Below are 12,404 nucleotides of genomic sequence, written 5' to 3' on the forward strand. Positions count from 1 at the left end.
CCTTGAGGTCTTTGGTGAAAAGCACACGAAAGGGTGATCGGCGCTCGCCCCTCGATTGACGCCTTATCGGAAAGAAGCGGGCGTTTTCGGGGGAGTTGCGCGCACCGCGGCACGGTCCGGTCGTAACGCGGTCACCAACGGGCCCTCCGGCGAAGGCCGGTGAGCAGATACGCGCAGAGCAGGACCGACAGCGACAACGCGAGCGCCGCCGCCACCGGCTGGGCGACGAGCCTGACCGTGGCCATCAGCCAGTGGTCCGCCTGCCGGGGCCAGTCCAGCCAGGCCAGCTCGCGCAGCCTGGCCGGAAGTCCGACCACCGAACGTACGGACGGTCCGGCGAGCGCCTTCTGCACAAGGGGACCGACCAGGGTCGGTACGGCGACGACGGCGGCCATCCCGGCGATCGTGATCCGGAAGACTCCGGCGCCCAACAGGCCGGCCCAGGCACAGCCGACCGCCAGCCCGGCCCAACCGGCGCTCAGCGCGATCCAGTTGTCGGGTACGGGCACGGCGGCGGCGCCGTAGACCAGGCGCAGGGCTCCGGCGTCGGCCAGTACCGACAGCGACGCGAGGAGCAGGGCGGCGCCCGCCGTCACGAGGAGCTTGGCGAGGAGCAGTCCGAGGCGCCGCGGGACGGTGCCCCGCGCGCCGGCGAGCGCGGGATAGCGGTACTCGTCCCCGAAGGAGAGCGCCCCGAGCAGCCCGGCGCCGAGGGCCGCGGGCGGCAGCGGCAGGAGCGCGGGCCAGGCCGCCAGCAGCCCGGGCAGCGGGGTGGCGCCGGTACGGGCGAGGGGGACGGCGAGGGCCACGGAGGCGACGAGGACGGCGGCGACGATCAGTGGCGCGCTGCGCACCCCGAACATGCGGCGCAGCTCGTAACGCACCGGGCGGAGCGGACTGCGGACCGGCCGCGACGGCAGGGGCGGCGGCAGTGGAGCGGAGTCGCCGCGCGGGTGGCGGGCGACCCGCGTCCCGGGGGCGGGCGCGGGCCCGGGAACGCGGACCGCTTCGGAGGCGGCCGGGACGTCGGGGGTACGAGCGACGCCGGAGACTTCGGAGTCGCGGGCGGCTTCGGACACTTCGGGGGTCCGGGCGGCCCCGGAAGCGGGGACGTTCGCGGCGGCGAGGACGTGCACGCTCGCGGGGGCGGGGGCAGCGGGGGCGGGCACGGCGGGACCCGCGTCACCGATCTCGTCGGCGAGCTGGTGGAGGAGAACGCCGTGCCGGAAGGCGGTCTCACCGATCTCCGGGCAACTGCTGCCGTACACGGTCAGCACACTGCCCACATCCTCCCGCGCGACCACCTCGACGGAACGGCGGCCCGCGCGTGCCTCCCGGTTCAACGCGTCCGCGAGCCGGGCGGCGTGCGGGGTCCTGACGGCGACCCGAGGACGCAGCCGGGTGCGGGCGAAGGAGGCCGCGTCCTGGTCCGCGACGAGCCGGCCCCGGTCGATGGTGACGACGCGGTCGGCGGTCCTGGCCGCCTCCTTGGGGTCGCTGGTGGTGTACAGGACGGTGCCGCCGTGTCCCGCGTGGGCGCGCAGCAGTCCGTACAGCCAGCTGTTCTCGCGGGGCGAGAGGCCGACCGAGGGGGTGTCGAGCAGCAGGGTGTGCGGGTCGCCCAGCAGAGCGGAGGCGAGGCCCAGTCGGCGATCCATGCCGAGCGAGAGGGAGCCGAGAGGCTCGTCGCGCAGCGCGCCGAGGCCGACGACCTCGATGAGTTCGTCGGCGCGCGAGACGGGCACGCCCGCGGCGGCGCAGAGCATCCGCAGCTGCCCTCCGACACTGCGCGCGGGGTGACCGGGCACATCGCCGAGGAGCACTCCGATCTCGCGGGCCGGATGGGGGATGCGGTGCAGGGGCCGGCCCCGGAAGGAGGTGAGCCCACGCCCCGGTTCGAGTTCGAGCATCAGCCGCAGCGCGGTGGTCTTCCCGGCGCCCGGGGCGCCGAGCAGTGCGGTGACAGAGCCCGGCGGGGCCTCGAAGGTCAGATCGTCCACGGCCGGTGTGAGGTCGCGGCGGGGGGCGCTGGTCAATCCGATGGCCTGGAGCATCGCTTCTCTCGCGGGGAGGTGAGACCGCTCGGCGGCAGAGCGGGTACCGCGACAAGATAACGCTATATGTCCGACTTGCGAGGTAAGGCGTCGCCCGGGTGTCCGACTGCGGGGGCCCGGCCCCTCCTCTCTCCCCCGGCCCCTGGCCTCCCCGCGCCTCAGACCTCGGGTCGCAGCATGGGCGGGTTGAGGACGGTCGCCCCGGCGGCCCGGAACAGCTGGGCAGGGCGGCCGCCCTGCCGGGTCGTGGTGCCGCCCGACGGGACCAGGAAGCCCGGCGTGCCCGTCACCTTGCGGTGGAAGTTACGGGGATCGAGCGCCACGCCCCACACCGCCTCGTACACCCTGCGCAGCTCGCCGACGGTGAACTCGGAAGGGCAGAACGCCGTGGCCAGCGAGGAGTACTCGATCTTGGAGCGGGCCCGCTCCACCCCGTCCGCCAGAATCCGCGCGTGGTCGAAGGCGAGTGGGACCGGCCGCTCGCCCTCCCGGGCGAACTCACCCTCCCCCTTGAGCAGATCGCCCACGGAGGCCCAGCGGGCGCTGTTGGCGTCTCCCCCGGCCCGAGGCGCCGGAAGATCGGGGGACAGTGCCAGATGGGCCACGCTGACCACCCGCATCCGGGGGTCGCGCCCGGGATCCCCGTAGGTGGCGAGCTGCTCCAGGTGGGCCGTGTTCCCCGACGTGGGGGACACCGGATCGTGTGCGCACAGGCCCGTCTCCTCGACGAGTTCACGTGCCGCGGCGCCGGCGAGGTCCTCATCGGCCCTGACGAAACCGCCGGGCAGTGCCCATCTGCCCTGAAAGGGCGGTTCGCCCCGACGCACGACCAGCGCGCAGAGCGCGTCGCGACGCACGGTGAGCACGACCAGATCGACGGTGACAGCGAACGCGGGAAAGGCCGACGGGTCGTAGGGAGGCATGCGTCAATCATAGTCGTCTGCCTGACGATAAACAGGTCTTCCGCCACCCTCGCAACCGCATCCTGAAGGACGCCGCCGGGTTCTCGCTGTCCGATACCGCCTTTCGGGACGGCCTTCCGGGGCGCTGCTCGGAAGTCGGCGGTCGGTGAAGTCGGCGGTCAGCCGCGGTAGGCGCCTGCCGCGATCTGTACGAACGAGCGGATCAGCGGGTTGGTGTCGCCCTCGTTCCACACCGCCACGACCCTGCTGGGTGCCATGTCCTCCAGCGGGACCACGGCCAACTGCGGGCTGTGCTCGTGCCCGAGCGGGGTCATCCCGACCGTGCTGTTCCACAACACGGCCTGCAGGCACTCCTGCACGGCCCGCACCACCGGGCCCTCCCGAGGCTCGCCGCCGTGCCAGTAGGACTGCCACAGCGGATCGGTGCCGGCCGGGAACCGGAACCAGCGCCGGTCGGCGAGGTCCGCCAGCTTCAGCCGGTCCCGGTCGGCCAGCGGGTCGTCGGCGCGCAGCACCGCGCCGACCGGGTCGGCGCGCAGTTCACGGGCTATCAGGCCGGTTGGGTCGAACGGCCCTCGGGTCAGGGCCACATCAACCAGTCCAGCGTGCAGACCGCAGGTGGGGTCGGTCAGGTCGGTCTCCCGGATGCGGACTTCGACGTTCGGATGCCGCCGCCGGAAGTCGGCCGCGAGCCGGGTGGCACCCGGGTCGGTGCTGTCACCCAGGACCCCGACGGTGAGAGTCGCCGCTCCGGCGGCGACGGCCACCCGTACACGCAGCCGGTCGGCCTGCTCCAGCAGCGCCCGCGCCTCCTCCAGCAAAGCCGATCCCGCGGGGGTGAGCGTGACACCGAGGGCAGAGCGGTGCAGCAGGACGGCGCCGAAATCGGACTCGAGTCGCTTGATCGCCCGGCTGAGGGGCGGCTGGGTCATGTGCAGCCGCACGGCGGCCCGGCCGAAGTGCAGCTCTTCCGCGACGGCCACGAAATAGCTCAGCGTGCGCAGCTCCATACAGCAAAGATACCCGTTCGGTATCGGCGCTGCGGGATCGGACTTGGACAGCCGTTGCACCTCCGCGCTGGAATCGAGGCATGGCTGAGGAACACATGACCAGTGACACGACATCTCCCGACCCCGCCGTATCGGTGGTCGGCCCCGGCCAGGGCGAGGTGATCGCCCTGGGCTCCTCCAGGATGCGCATCCTGGAGGACGGCAGCAATACCGGGCACCGTCTGGGCATGGCCGAGTCCGTCCTGGCCCCGCACACCCCCGGGCCTCCGCAGCACCGCCACGCACAGCACGACGAGGGCTTCTACATCATCTCCGGCACAGTGCGGTTCACCGTGGGGAACGACACCTACGACGCGTCCGCGGGCACGCTGGTGATGGTCCCGCCCGGAGCCCCACACACCTTCGCCAACCCCACCGACCAGCAGGCGGTCATGCTCAGCACCTTCACACCCGACCCGTACGTCCAGTACTTCCGCGACCTGCGGGACATGATCGCCGGCGGTCAGGAGATGACCCCGCAGGCCCACATCCGGACGATGGGCCGCTACGCCACCGAGCCCGCCACCGAATTCCACTGAGGCCGGAGAACCGCACGGCTGCCCCCACTTCCGCTGAACAACCGTAGGAATCATGACCATTGCATACTGGATCGTCGCGGGCCTGCTCGCCCTCTTCTACCTCTACGCGGGCGCGATCAAGCTCTACCGGACCCGCGAGCAGCTGCGGCCGATGATGGCCTGGGTGGACCGCATGCCGATGGCGGGCGTCAGGGGCATCGGCGCGGTCGAGGTGCTGGGAGCGCTGGGGCTGATCCTCCCGCCGCTGACCGGCATCGCGCCCGTGCTGGCCCTGGCCGCGGCCGTCGGGCTGGTGCTCCTGCAGATCGGCGCGATCACGGTCCACTTGAACACCGACCGGCAGTACGGCATGAACGTCGCGGCGATCGCCGTCGCGGCCGTGACCGTCTGGCTCGCGACCGTCTGGCTGTGAGTTCGAACCAGGAGCCCACGCTCGGGCCAGTGGCGGTGCGTTTCGCGGTGTTCGGGAATCGTGGGATCGATGAACCAGCGTCGCGCCCATTGGCGCTCCGACTGGGAGGGGGAGGCGGAGCGTCGAGGGCATCACCCGGGGATCATCGGCCCTCCCCCCTCCCCCTCCCCGGTCACCCGCGCACCCTGTCGAGCCCCGTCATCGGCCGCTCCTGCTGCCGCGCTCCCCGCCGCGCCGCACCACCCGGTCGCGCGCGATCCGCACACCGGAGCGTGGCCCCGTACGCGGCTGGACCCTCGGCGCCTTCGGCCGCCGCGACCCCGCGCGCGGCCGGGCGCCGGGCCGCCCGGAAGACCCGCCGGGCCGGCACGGGCCCGGAACGGCGCGTGCGTCGCGCTCCGCCCGCAGACAGCGGCGCAGCGTCTCCGGGTCCAGCCCCTCGTTGCACGCCTGGTGCAGCAGCTGGGCGAAGACGTACTTCGGGTCGATTCGCAGGGCCAGCCCGAGAGCCACCCGGGCACTGGGCTCGTCACCGGTCGACCAGGCGACCCATCCGGCCAGCGTCAAGGGCGCCGTGGCGTGCTCCGCGTATGGGCCGACGCAGCGCCGGGACAGGGCGCGCCAGAGCCGGAGAGCGGGCGCCGCCTCGGCTCCTTCCATCCACTCGGCCGCCCGGTCCCGGGTCTCGCGGTCCTGGAGGCCGAGAATGACGGCCGCCGCCTCGTCGTGGGTGATCAGCCCGTCGTCCTCGGCGTCCTGTGCGACGGTGCCACCGCCGGGCGCAGCCTCCAGCCGCGCCGTGAGCCTCCGGGCCAGTTCCAGCGTCTCCTCGCCGACCTGCTCCCGGTTTCCCCCGGACAGGATCCTGGGAACGAGGGCCGCGGCCGCGTCGTCCAGCGCGCGCTCCTGTTCACCGGCGGCCGGGGTGCTCCAGGGCTCCAGACGGGCCTCCATGTCCCGCAGGGACCCCCGCACCCGAACCCCGGCGTAGGCGGCTGCCGCCGCCATCACCGACGTACCGGGCAGGGCCAGCCCTGTGCCCTCCGTCGGGCAGCAGCGCGTATCGGGACAGCAGTAGGACCAGAACCGTCCGTCCGAGATGCAGAGCACCTCGTGCACGGGTACGTCGAGCCCTCCGCAGGCGGTGCGCAGCCGTTGCGCGAGGGGGCGCAGCCGCTCCATCACCTGCCGGCCGGTCTCTCCGGGAGCCGGATCCTGGCAGAGGAAGGCGACAACACCATCGGGCCGGGAACCGCGCCGTTCGCTGCCCTCGATCAGGCATTCGGCGAGTTGCTCGGCCACCGGCGGCCACTCCCGCGGCGCACGCGGAATGCCGAGCCTGAGCCGCCCGCCGAAGCGTCCCCGGTCGCCGTGGAGCGCCACCATGACGACGGAGTCGCTCGGATGGAAGCCGAGCAAGTAGGGAAGCGCGTCGGCGAGTTCGCCGGGGCTGCGCAGGGTGATCTGCTGTTCGTCGGCGGATCCGGTCGATTCGTGGTGCTTGTGCGTGTTCATGGCTCGACCGTCCCGTGCCGGGCCGAATTCCGCGACCCCTGTGGATAACTTTATCCACAGGCCGGCGGCTCCATTCGCGGTTTGTCCGACCCATCGGGTTGCATGGGCGCATGACCAACGCAGACCGCGCAGCTCTCCGTGCCTCGGCCGACTCCGTACTCGCCCGCCTCGTGGGTGACGCCACCGGTACGGCCAAGCTGCGTGAGGACCAGTGGCGGGCCATCGAGGCGCTCGTGGCCGACCGGCGCAGGGCGCTGGTCGTCCAGCGCACGGGGTGGGGGAAGTCGGCGGTGTATTTCGTGGCGACCTCGCTGTTGCGGGCGGCGGGCGCCGGGCCGACCGTGATCGTCTCCCCGCTGCTCGCCTTGATGCGCAATCAGGTGGAGGCCGCCGCGAGGGCCGGGATCCGGGCGCGGACGATCAACTCGTCCAACGCGGAGGAGTGGGACACGATCCAGGCGGAGGTGGCCGACGGTGAGGTCGATGTTCTGCTGGTCAGTCCGGAGCGGTTGAACAATCCGGATTTCCGCGATCAGGTGCTGCCCCGTCTCGCCGCGGCCACCGGTCTGCTGGTGGTGGACGAGGCGCACTGCATCTCCGACTGGGGTCATGACTTCCGGCCCGACTACCGGCGGCTGCGCACCATGCTGGCGGAGCTGCCCGCCGGTGTTCCGGTCCTCGCCACCACGGCCACGGCCAATTCCCGGGTCACGGCCGACGTCGCGGAACAGCTGGGCACGGGCGCGGGGACGGACGCGCTCGTGCTGCGCGGGCCGCTGGACCGGGAGAGTCTCAGCCTGCATGTGTTGCGGCTGCCGGACGCGGCCCACCGACTCGCGTGGCTGGCCGACCATCTGGGCGAGTTGCCGGGGTCGGGGATCATCTACACCCTCACGGTCGCGGCGGCCGAAGAGGTCACCGCCTATCTCCGCCAGTGCGGTCACACCGTCGCCTCGTACACGGGACGTACGGAGAACGCGGATCGCCAGCAGGCGGAGGACGACCTGCTGGGCAACCGGGTCAAGGCCCTGGTCGCCACCTCCGCCCTGGGCATGGGGTTCGACAAGCCCGATCTGGGTTTCGTGGTGCATCTCGGCTCGCCTTCCTCGCCGATCGCGTACTACCAGCAGGTGGGCCGTGCGGGCCGAGGGGTGGAGCACGCCGAGGTGCTGCTGCTGCCCGGCAAGGAGGACGAGGCGATCTGGCAGTACTTCGTCTCGGTCGCCTTCCCGCCGGAGGAGCTGGTCCGCCGCACCCTCGATGTCCTGGGGCGGGCCGACCGGCCGCTGTCGCTGCCCGCGCTCGAACCGCTGGTGGAGCTGCGGCGCACGCGTCTGGAGACGATGCTCAAGGTCCTCGACGTGGACGGGGCGGTGCACCGGGTGAAGGGCGGCTGGACCGCCACGGGGCGGCCGTGGGTGTACGACACCGAGCGGTACGCCTGGGTTTCGCGGCAGCGGCAGAGCGAGCAGCAGGCGATGCGGGACTACGCGTCCACCACCGGCTGCCGGATGGAGTTCCTGCGCCGGCAGTTGGACGACGAGGAGGCCGTGGCCTGCGGGCGGTGCGACAACTGCGCGGGGGCACGGTTCGAGGACAAGGTGACCGGCGCCGCCCTGGACGCCGCGCGCGGGGAGCTGGGCAGGCCGGGTGTGGAAGTGGAGCCCCGCAAGATGTGGCCGACCGGCCTCGCCGCGGTCGGTGTCGACCTCAAGGGCCGTATCCCCGCGGGCGAACAGTCCTTCTCGGGCCGCGCGCTGGGGCGGCTCTCCGACATCGGCTGGGGCAACCGGCTCCGCCCGATGCTCGCGACGCAGGCCCAGGACGGCCCGGTGTCCGACGAGGTGGCGGGCGCGGTGGTGAGTGTGCTCGCCGACTGGGCCAGAGGGCCGGGTGGTTGGGCCTCCGGCGCGCAGGACGCGCCGCCCCGGCCGGTCGGCGTGGTGACCGTGGCGTCGCGCGCCAGGCCCCGGCTCGTCGGCTCGCTGGGCAGCCGTATCGCGCAGGCGGGACGGATGCCCCTGCTCGGCACTGTGGAGTACGCGCCGGGAGCGGAGGAGACACGGGCGTCCCGGACCAACAGCGCCCAGCGGGTGCGGGTGCTGCACGAGACGCTGACCGTCTCCCCCGAGCTGGCGGCCGCCCTCGCGTCGGCCGGTGGCCCGGTCCTGCTGGTGGACGACCTCTCGGACACCGGCTGGACCCTCGCGGTGGCCGCCCGGTTGCTGCGTCGGGCCGGAGCGGAAGGGGTGTTCCCGCTGGTCCTCGCCGTTCAGAGCTGAGGCGAGGCTTCGGCCTCGGAGGATCGGGCAGGGGATATCAGCACCATAACCACGCATTCCGGTCCACGGCGCCAATTGCTCGTTGCCGCGCGCCCCTGCGCCGGTGAGAATTGGAACTGCCCCCGCACGGCCCGCTCGCTGTCCACCAGGGCTGTGCCGCGGCGCGATCCCGCTCGACCTTGCCCGCAGTGTGGGCGCGTATGCGAAGGGAGAAACGTGACCTTCGGATTCGCCTCGTCCGCGGCCGGTTCGACGAACGCACCGGCCGCCTCCGACAGCCGCCTCGCCAGGATGCTCGAACCCGCCGAGTGGGCGGCGGCGGGAATCCCCCTGTTGCGGGATCCGCGTGAGGTGGTGAGCGGACTGCACAGCCGGCACCGGCCCGCCCCGGGCACGGCCGTCGTGGCCGTGCTCGACCACGAGGAACGACTCGTGGCCAGCGCGTCCCTCGCACCGCGTCCCACGCCGGTGGACGGCTGGGAGTTCCGTAACGCGCTCCTGGCCCACCTGCGGCGGGTCCTCCCGCACGATCTGCGCCGGCGCACCCCCGTGCGTACCGCGGTGCTGCTCAACTGCCGGGAGGGCGACGAGCGCTGGACTCAGGAGGACGGTGCCTGGATGTGGGGGCTGCGCGACGCCTGCACCCTGCACGGCCTGCGGTGCGGCGCGTACATCACACTGACGCACGGTGGCTGGCAGGTGCTGGGAGAGGGCCGTGGCGGCCGGCGGCCGAACTCGCTCTCCCCGCCCGCCGCTCTCTCCGAAGCGGCCGCGGACCCCGGCCGGCCGTCACCGCTCGGCGGGGGCGGCGGGGCCGCGGAAGCACTGCGCCGCACAGCCGCCCGCTGACGCGGACCGCGGAGGCCCGAGCGGCGCGGCCGCGCACCGGCGGCCGGCCCGGCGGCCCGGCCGCCCCCTGAACGGGCAGCCGGGTCACGCCCGGACCGTACGGCGCGTGCGTGCCCCCACCGGGGGCACGCGGGATGCCGTCCGGCTCAGACGCCCGCGCCGAGCACGGTCTTGGTCCGATCCGGGTCACCGCACACGACGAGCAGCTCGGTGGCCCGCTCGCGGGCCAGCGGAAGCAGCCGTACGAGGGTTTCTTCGCCGCCGCCGTTGACCGCGACGACCACGACGGGGCGGGGCCCTACCCGGCCGGCAGCGGCGGCGCCGGCGAAGAACACGTCTTCCCCCGCGTCGTGCTGCGCCCAGTACGCGGCTTCACCGAACGACAGCTCGTGGACCGCCCACGGGTGCTGTTCGCCGGTGGTGAGGACCAGGATGTCGCCCGGTGCCCGGCCGGAGTCGAGCAGCAGGTCGACCGCCTCCTCGGCGGCGTCGAGCGCGCCGTCGGCCGAGGCGGGGACGAGCTGGAGCCGCGGTACGGCAGAAGCGGTGGGAGCGGCGGTGCCGGGCGCCTCGGGCTGGCCGGCGGGGTTGTGCGAGCGCTGCGCCGGCGGCGCGGGCCTCGCGGGACCGGGACCCGGACGTCCGGGACGCGGTGTCGTAGCGGAGCGCGGCCCGGGGACGGGACGCGGACCGGGTACGGGACGAGGGGTCGGCGCGGTACGGCCGGCGGGCGGCGTGGCGCTGGGACCCTGGGCTCTCTCGTGAATCTGAGGCTCCTGAGGGGTGAGAGGCATGGCTGGATGTCTATCAAACGCCGGTGCGAGGAGCATCGGCGGGTGGGCACATTCGTGCCCGTACCCGCTGCCGGAAAGGCGTACGGGCGGGGGCACCCCGGATGTGCCGGGACGGGGATGTCCCAGCGCGTCCGGACGTTCAGAAATCGAAGCCGAGTTGGCCCCCGCTTTCGATGGCGGCGGCCTCCACGGAGACCCGGACCTTCTTGAGATGCCGCCATTCCGGCAGCGCGTCGAGATAGGACCAGGAGAGCCGGTGGTGCGCGGTCGGACCCCACTGCGCCAGCGCCGCCTTGTGCACCGGCGAGGGGTATCCGGCGTTGGCGTCGAAGGCGAAGCGCGCGTACTCCTCGGACCCGGCGCCGAGTTCGGCCATCATGGCGTCCCTGCGCACCTTGGCGAGCACCGATGCCGCCGCCACCGAGATGCAGGACTGGTCGCCCTTGATGACCGTACGCACCTTCCAGGGTCCTCCGAGATAGTCGTGCTTGCCGTCGAGGATCACCGCGTCGGGCCGTACCGGCAGCGCCTCCAGGGCGCGTACGGCGGCGAGCCTGAGCGCGGCGGTCATCCCGAGGGCGTCGATCTCCTCCGGAGAGGAGTGCCCGAGGGCGTACGAGGTGACCCACGACTCCAGTTCACCGGCCAGCTCCGTACGGCGTTTGGGGCTGATCAGCTTGGAGTCGGTGAGACCGGCCGGGGGCCTGCGCAGTCCGGTGACAGCCGCGCACACGGTGACCGGCCCGGCCCACGCGCCGCGTCCGACCTCGTCGACGCCCGCGATGATTCTGGCATCGGTGGTGGCGCGCAGCGAGCGCTCAACGGTGTGCGTGGGTGGTTCGTACGGCATGGCATTAGCCAGCCTACGCCGCCGCACGGCGGCGCGACAGACCGGGTACCGACCGGTTCACGCGAAGGCGGACGCACGGGGCGCGAAGGCGCCCGGCGGACCTCGGTCGCGCCCGCCCGCGGACCTCTTTCCCGGCCCAACTGGCCACGCCGCAGGGGCTGTCACCCGTCACCCGCGAGCGTCACCCGGCGCCGTGTCCGCGGAGTCGACCGCGGCCGCGGAGTCGAGCGGCAGCCAGTGCGGCAGCGGCTCGGTCCGTGACAGCCAGTGCGCCGGTGGCGCGCCCGACCGGGCCGAGGCGATCACGCCCCCGGCGATGGCACAGGTCGTGTCGATGTCGCCGCCCACCTGGGCCGTGGTCCAGAAGCCGCGCTCGTAGTCGCCGAGTGCCCGCGCCGCCGACCACAGGGCGAAGGGCACGGTGTCGTGCGCGGTGGTGCGGCGACCGCAGCCGAGGACCGCGGCCACGGTGCTCGCGTCCCCGTAGTCCAGCATGTCGCGGGCGCGGCGCAACCCCGCCGCGACGGCGCTGCGCGGCACCAGGGCCACCACGGAGTCGAGCAGCGCCTCCGGCGAGGGCGGTCCGGCCGGGTGCGCCGCGAGCGAGGCGGCGGCGGCCACCGCCATCGCGCCGGCCACGGCCTCGCGGTGCTGATGCGTGGTGTAGGCGGAGACCTCTGCCTGGTGCGTGGCCTGCTCGGGATCGTCCGCGTACCAGGCGCCGAGCGGAGCGATCCGCATCGCGGCCCCGTTGCCCCAGGAGCCCTGGCCGTTGAAGAGGCCGGCGGCGAGTTGGCGCCAGTCGCCGCCTTCGCGGACGAGGCGCAGCATGCGATTGACCGCTGGACCGTATCCGCGGTCGAAGTCGTGGTGGAGTGCGAAGGAGTGGGCGAGCGCGTCCTGGTCGATACGGCCGTGCCCGGCGAGCACCGCCAGCACGGAGGCGCCCATCTCCGTGTCGTCGGTCCACTGCCAGGTGCCGGGAGGCAGCTCGCGGCGTTTCAGCAGCGGATGGTTCCGGGGCACGAAGAACTGGGAGCCCAGGGCGTCTCCCACGGCCAGACCCCGCAGGCTGGCGAGGGCGCGGTCGACGCGTCGGCCGGAGGTCCAGGCGTGGGTGGAATCAGCGTTCATCGC

General features: G+C 73.2%; 11 protein-coding genes. 4 read left to right on the top strand and 7 right to left on the bottom strand.

Annotation, left to right across the window (positions count from 1 at the left end):
- Positions 1 to 131: 131 nt before the first annotated feature.
- From ACFY6S_RS07140 to ACFY6S_RS07150, 3 genes are all read right to left on the bottom strand, one after another.
- Positions 132 to 2,054: an ATP-binding cassette domain-containing protein gene (locus ACFY6S_RS07140; RefSeq protein WP_388823726.1), complete on the bottom strand. Its 1,923-nt coding sequence runs from the start codon at positions 2,052 to 2,054 to the stop codon at positions 132 to 134.
- A gap of 158 nt (positions 2,055 to 2,212) precedes the next feature.
- Positions 2,213 to 2,977, bottom strand: coding sequence for an NUDIX domain-containing protein (locus ACFY6S_RS07145; protein WP_388823728.1), 765 nt, complete (start codon positions 2,975 to 2,977; stop codon positions 2,213 to 2,215).
- Between the two features lie 158 nt (positions 2,978 to 3,135).
- The gene (locus ACFY6S_RS07150; protein ID WP_388823730.1) at positions 3,136 to 3,987 is read right to left on the bottom strand and encodes a LysR family transcriptional regulator; all 852 of its coding nucleotides are present in this window, start codon (positions 3,985 to 3,987) and stop codon (positions 3,136 to 3,138) included.
- Positions 3,988 to 4,067: 80 nt separating this feature from the next.
- Between ACFY6S_RS07150 and ACFY6S_RS07155 the strand changes: the two genes are divergently transcribed.
- Positions 4,068 to 4,565, top strand: a complete 498-nt coding sequence (locus ACFY6S_RS07155; RefSeq protein ID WP_388823732.1) for a cupin domain-containing protein — start codon at positions 4,068 to 4,070, stop codon at positions 4,563 to 4,565.
- Positions 4,566 to 4,617: 52 nt separating this feature from the next.
- Positions 4,618 to 4,977, top strand: a complete 360-nt coding sequence (locus ACFY6S_RS07160; protein WP_388823734.1) for a DoxX family protein — start codon at positions 4,618 to 4,620, stop codon at positions 4,975 to 4,977.
- Between the two features lie 198 nt (positions 4,978 to 5,175).
- Here the strand turns inward: ACFY6S_RS07160 and ACFY6S_RS07165 are convergent, their stop codons facing one another.
- Positions 5,176 to 6,492: a DUF4192 domain-containing protein gene (locus ACFY6S_RS07165; protein WP_388823736.1), complete on the bottom strand. Its 1,317-nt coding sequence runs from the start codon at positions 6,490 to 6,492 to the stop codon at positions 5,176 to 5,178.
- Between the two features lie 110 nt (positions 6,493 to 6,602).
- On the opposite strand from ACFY6S_RS07165, the gene ACFY6S_RS07170 reads away from it, so the two are divergent.
- A complete protein-coding gene (locus ACFY6S_RS07170) occupies positions 6,603 to 8,774 on the top strand; it encodes a RecQ family ATP-dependent DNA helicase (protein ID WP_388823738.1) in 2,172 nt (723 codons plus the stop codon).
- Between the two features lie 216 nt (positions 8,775 to 8,990).
- Positions 8,991 to 9,623, top strand: a complete 633-nt coding sequence (locus tag ACFY6S_RS07175; RefSeq protein ID WP_388823740.1) for a hypothetical protein — start codon at positions 8,991 to 8,993, stop codon at positions 9,621 to 9,623.
- A gap of 146 nt (positions 9,624 to 9,769) precedes the next feature.
- Here ACFY6S_RS07175 and ACFY6S_RS07180 read toward each other — a convergent pair whose 3' ends face one another.
- From ACFY6S_RS07180 to ACFY6S_RS07190, 3 genes are all read right to left on the bottom strand, one after another.
- Positions 9,770 to 10,417, bottom strand: a complete 648-nt coding sequence (locus tag ACFY6S_RS07180; RefSeq protein ID WP_388823742.1) for a hypothetical protein — start codon at positions 10,415 to 10,417, stop codon at positions 9,770 to 9,772.
- Positions 10,418 to 10,556: 139 nt separating this feature from the next.
- Positions 10,557 to 11,267: a ribonuclease HII gene (locus ACFY6S_RS07185; protein ID WP_388823744.1), complete on the bottom strand. Its 711-nt coding sequence runs from the start codon at positions 11,265 to 11,267 to the stop codon at positions 10,557 to 10,559.
- 168 nt (positions 11,268 to 11,435) lie between these two features.
- Positions 11,436 to 12,401, bottom strand: a complete 966-nt coding sequence (locus ACFY6S_RS07190; RefSeq protein ID WP_388823746.1) for an ADP-ribosylglycohydrolase family protein — start codon at positions 12,399 to 12,401, stop codon at positions 11,436 to 11,438.
- Positions 12,402 to 12,404: the final 3 nt, after the last annotated feature.

This window comes from Streptomyces sp. NPDC012835, from assembly GCF_042900885.1.
Lineage (GTDB): Bacteria > Actinomycetota > Actinomycetes > Streptomycetales > Streptomycetaceae > Streptomyces.

What these genes read in the sequence shown, in the direction of transcription:
- ACFY6S_RS07150 (WP_388823730.1), bottom strand. Translation starts at nt 3,987, where the DNA reads ATGGAGCTGCGCACGCTGAGCTATTTCGTGGCCGTCGCGGAAGAGCTG.
- ACFY6S_RS07180 (WP_388823742.1), bottom strand. Translation starts at nt 10,417, where the DNA reads ATGCCTCTCACCCCTCAGGAGCCTCAGATTCACGAGAGAGCCCAGGGT.
- ACFY6S_RS07170 (WP_388823738.1), top strand. Translation starts at nt 6,603, where the DNA reads ATGACCAACGCAGACCGCGCAGCTCTCCGTGCCTCGGCCGACTCCGTA.
- ACFY6S_RS07160 (WP_388823734.1), top strand. Translation starts at nt 4,618, where the DNA reads ATGACCATTGCATACTGGATCGTCGCGGGCCTGCTCGCCCTCTTCTAC.
- ACFY6S_RS07145 (WP_388823728.1), bottom strand. Translation starts at nt 2,977, where the DNA reads ATGCCTCCCTACGACCCGTCGGCCTTTCCCGCGTTCGCTGTCACCGTC.
- ACFY6S_RS07155 (WP_388823732.1), top strand. Translation starts at nt 4,068, where the DNA reads ATGGCTGAGGAACACATGACCAGTGACACGACATCTCCCGACCCCGCC.
- ACFY6S_RS07190 (WP_388823746.1), bottom strand. Translation starts at nt 12,401, where the DNA reads ATGAACGCTGATTCCACCCACGCCTGGACCTCCGGCCGACGCGTCGAC.
- ACFY6S_RS07165 (WP_388823736.1), bottom strand. Translation starts at nt 6,492, where the DNA reads ATGAACACGCACAAGCACCACGAATCGACCGGATCCGCCGACGAACAG.
- ACFY6S_RS07185 (WP_388823744.1), bottom strand. Translation starts at nt 11,267, where the DNA reads ATGCCGTACGAACCACCCACGCACACCGTTGAGCGCTCGCTGCGCGCC.
- ACFY6S_RS07140 (WP_388823726.1), bottom strand. Translation starts at nt 2,054, where the DNA reads ATGCTCCAGGCCATCGGATTGACCAGCGCCCCCCGCCGCGACCTCACA.